The sequence below is a fragment of the Pseudomonas sp. genome (assembly GCF_035277045.1).
GTDB lineage: Bacteria > Pseudomonadota > Gammaproteobacteria > Pseudomonadales > Pseudomonadaceae > Aquipseudomonas.
This window is the reverse complement of record NZ_DATELE010000223.1, coordinates 1-2,223: the sequence shown is the minus strand read 5'-3', so window position 1 is coordinate 2,223 and position 2,223 is coordinate 1. Positions and strand designations below refer to the sequence as shown.

The window sequence follows — 2,223 nt, the reverse complement described above, 5'->3', positions numbered from 1 at the left end:
TCTGCGCGATCTCGCTGCGGGCGACCTTGTTGCCGACGGTGTCCATCATGTAGGCGGCCTTGAGGGTCAGGAGCCGCGCCATGTCGATCTCCATGCGCGAGTCGGCGATCTTGTCGATGTTGCCGCCCAGGCGCGCAAGGGGCTGGCCGAAGGCCGTGCGCTGGATCGAGCGCTTGCACATGAGCTCGAGCGCGCGCTCGGCCATGCCGATCGAGCGCATGCAGTGGTGGATGCGGCCGGGACCGAGCCGGCCCTGGGCGATCTCGAAGCCGCGCCCTTCACCCAGCAGGACGTTTTCGTACGGAACACGGACCTCGTCAAACAGCACTTCGGCATGCCCATGGGGGGCGTCGTCGTAGCCGAACACCGGCAGCGGGCGGACAATCTTCAGGCCCGGCGCATCGGTGGGCACCAGAATCATCGAGTGCTGCTGGTGGCGCGGGCCATCGGGGTTGCTCAGGCCCATGAAGATCATGACCTTGCAGCGCGGATCGCAGGCGCCGGAGGTCCACCACTTGCGTCCGTTGATCACCCATTCGTCGCCGTCGCGCACGGCGGTGGCGGCCATGTTGGTGGCGTCCGAAGAGGCGACTTCAGGCTCGGTCATGGCAAACGCGGAGCGGATCTCGCCCCTTAGCAGCGGCTCCAGCCACTGGCGCTTCTGCGCATCGCTGGCGTAGCGCACCAGCACTTCCATGTTGCCAGTGTCGGGCGCCGAGCAGTTGAATGGTTCAGGGCCCAGCAGCGAGCGGCCCATGATCTCGGCCAAGGGCGCGTATTCGAGGTTGGTCAGGCCAGCGCCGGCCGCGGACTCGGGCAGAAACAGGTTCCACAAGCCTTCAGCGCGGGCGCGGGCCTTGAGCGCTTCCATGATCGCGGTAGGTTGCCAGCGGTCGCCCTCGGCCACCTGGCGATCGAACACGGCCTCCGCCGGGTAGACGTGGGCCTCCATGAAAGCGGTGACGCGCTCGCGCAGTTGCTGGACCTTGGGCGAATAGGCGAAATCCATGGGACACCTTTACGAAAGCAGGGACATGGGCACCAGCCTAGTTCAGCCCGCTCTATCCACCTAGCCTATTTTCGGCGTGTATTATCATTCATAACCGATATACGCTTGGCCCATAAAACCAACAACGAGTGGCGCCCATGAACCTCAGCAAGGTCGACCTGAACCTGTTCATCGTATTTGATGCGATCTACACCGAAGCCAACCTGACCCGTGCCGGGCAGATCGTCGGCATTACCCAGCCGGCAGTCTCCAATGCCCTGTCGCGCCTGCGCGAAACCTTCAACGACCCGCTATTCGTGCGTACCGCCCAGGGCATGGTGCCGACGCCCATGGCGCAAAACATCATCGGCCCGGTGCGCAGCGCCTTGGCCTTGCTGCGCACCTCGGTGCAGGAAAGCCGAATCTTCAATCCGCTGCAGGCCACCAAGACTTTTCGCATCAGCATGACCGACCTGACGGAAGCGGTGATCCTGCCGCCCTTGTTCCAGCGCCTGCGCCGTCTGGCGCCGGCCCTGGTGATCGAAAGCTTCCCGTGCAAGCGCCGCGAGACCACCAAGGAGCTGGCCGCCGGCCGCCTCGATTTCGCTGTCGACGCACCGCTCAACACCGACCCGCAGGTCCGCCATGTCAAGCTCATGCAGGACCGCTACGTGTGCGCCATGCGTCAAGGCCATCCGCTGGCGGACACCGCGCTGAGTCTGGACCGCTACCTGAGCCTCACCCATATCCATATCTCCAGCCGCCGCAACGGCCTCGGTCATGTCGACCTGGCACTGGGCAAGATGGGCGTACAGCGCAAGATCGCCCTGCGGTCGCAGCACTACCTGATGGCCTCGCAGGTGCTGCAGCAGACCGACATGGTCATGACCGTCCCCGAACGCTTTGCCCGCCGCCACCCGCTGCGCTACCTGAGCCTTCCGGTGGAAGTGCCGGCCCTGGAGACGCACCTCTACTGGCATGAGAGCACTGACCATGACCCGGCCAACCGCTGGATGCGCGAGCAGATCATCGAGTTGTGCCAGGCGGTGGTGGCGCGGGATGAGCAAGACGCCGCGGCGATGCCCACTTGAATCCGGACCGGCAAGCGTTTGCCGGACGACTGACGCCATATAACCAGAACGCATATTGATTTAGCTGAAAAACCAAACTCGAAAAATATTTTCTACAGAAATGCACAACAGGAGAAACCACGCTCGCATTTCCAAGGATCAAGC

2 protein-coding genes are annotated in these 2,223 nt (G+C 63.5%); one reads left to right on the top strand and one right to left on the bottom strand.

Features of this window, described 5'->3' with window-relative positions:
* Nucleotides 1-1,009: acyl-CoA dehydrogenase family protein (locus VJS90_RS13185; protein ID WP_324122092.1), on the bottom strand; the 1,009-nt coding region annotated here is incomplete at its 3' end.
* Nucleotides 1,010-1,146: 137 nt separating this feature from the next.
* Here VJS90_RS13185 and VJS90_RS13180 point away from each other — a divergent pair.
* Nucleotides 1,147-2,079: a LysR family transcriptional regulator gene (locus tag VJS90_RS13180; protein ID WP_324122091.1), complete on the top strand. Its 933-nt coding sequence runs from the start codon at nucleotides 1,147-1,149 to the stop codon at nucleotides 2,077-2,079.
* Nucleotides 2,080-2,223 lie beyond the last annotated feature (144 nt).

Bases quoted from the DNA above. Each gene is read 5' to 3' on its own strand.
- VJS90_RS13180 (WP_324122091.1), top strand. From the start codon at position 1,147: ATGAACCTCAGCAAGGTCGACCTGAACCTGTTCATCGTATTTGATGCG.